At 34.2% G+C, this 1437-nt stretch carries 1 protein-coding gene and 1 pseudogene; both read right to left on the bottom strand.

Annotation, left to right across the window (positions count from 1 at the left end; all coding sequences use genetic code 11):
• Positions 1-44: 44 nt before the first annotated feature.
• Positions 45-968 (bottom strand): annotated as a pseudogene (locus BUC21_RS16680) (ISAon1 family transposase); the annotation flags it as partial.
• Positions 969-1017: 49 nt separating this feature from the next.
• Positions 1018-1386 carry an ISAon1 family transposase N-terminal region protein gene (locus BUC21_RS16675; RefSeq protein ID WP_245797157.1) on the bottom strand — a complete coding sequence of 123 codons (369 nt, stop codon included), beginning with the start codon at positions 1384-1386 and terminating at the stop codon, positions 1018-1020.
• Positions 1387-1437: the final 51 nt, after the last annotated feature.

Below are 1437 nucleotides of genomic sequence, written 5' to 3'. Positions count from 1 at the left end.
GGATCAGTCAATAATTTTGTGGGAATGTTAAAAGTTTCATCAGTTTATGCGTAAATTTTAGCCACTCTGTAAAGAAAGAATTTCATATCATTTACTCCTCTAAACGATGCTCTGAAAGCCTTTAGTTTAGCATTAAAAGATTCTGCAGCTGCGTTAGTACTTCGATTTTCAAAATAGTTTAATATTCTCTCCGAGTGATTCTCAAACATAGATATTATTGCTGAGAAGTTAGGATACCCTTGATTCTCTACTTCCTCATACCATTTGGCAAACTTTAAACGTGCCATATTTTTATCTTTTGTTTGCGAGAAAATACTCCCAATTCTTATACAATGATAGTACATGTGTTTTATATCTGGAAAATAGTTAAACAAAATTTCAGCTCTTTGTTTTTGTGATTCTCCCCATTTATTAGGTGTTTTAAATAGAAGAAACCGACTTCTGACAAGTAATTGCCTGAGTGTGTCACCATTTTCTAATTCTTTCGATTTATATTCTATACCTTTTCTTTTAGCTTCTTTGATCTTATTCTCTTCCTCTCTTATAACTTGCCATCTATAAGCTACGCGTAAGTCCTGTAATGCATCGAATACCTGTTTCTGAACATGGAATCTGTCAACAACCTGGGTTGCTTTAGGAAAACATGATCGGATAATCTTCTGCATGCTTGGAGACATATCCAATGTTACTTCACGTACTTTGCATCTTTCTTTTATAGGTATCTTTTTAATTATCTCTGTAACCGTATCAGCTTTAGTACCTTTTACAATAGCAATAATACTGCCCTTCTTTCCGTGAGCATCTCTGTTTAATAGAAGGGTATAGAGTTCACCACATGAGAAGGAGGTTTCATCAATACATAGATTAGGACCTATATTTTTGGAATAAAGAAGATAATCCTCTGCATGAGATAGTTGATTCCATGAATGAAAATCACTTAATGCATCTTTATAGTATCGTTGTAGCTGCTTGCCATCAAGTTTATTGAAGGAAGCTACAGATTGTGCACTGACAGCATTATTGTCTAAGTAACTCTTTTAAAAAAGAACCGAACTCTGCAGTAATGCGAGTTCCGTGAGCAACGATTCTCCAATCTCGAGAATAAACCTTTCCAGTATCAATATCTTTCCATCTGCGTCTTTTTATACGAAGATAAACAGCTTTGCCTCTGATGGGAAAATCTTGAACTTCTACCTCAGGATGAAAGCCATGAGAATGAAGATTTAAGGTAGAGATTTCATCAGGAACAATATTCTTTTCTTCTAAACACAAGATAAAGCATGTCTCTTGAGTGATTTCAGATACAATATCAAAGTATTCAAGGATACCATCAGGTAAAAACAATGATAGAACTTCAGCGATGCTAGGAGAATTCATTTTATTCATTGTTCAAAGATAAAGAATTAACACTTATCCCACAACTTTTTATACTGAGCC

Origin of the sequence: Bacteroides luti, assembly GCF_900128905.1 — a bacterium.
In the GTDB taxonomy this organism is placed as follows: domain Bacteria; phylum Bacteroidota; class Bacteroidia; order Bacteroidales; family Bacteroidaceae; genus Bacteroides; species Bacteroides luti.
Note: the sequence above shows the minus strand (reverse complement) of the source record. Positions and strands in the feature narration are given on the sequence as shown.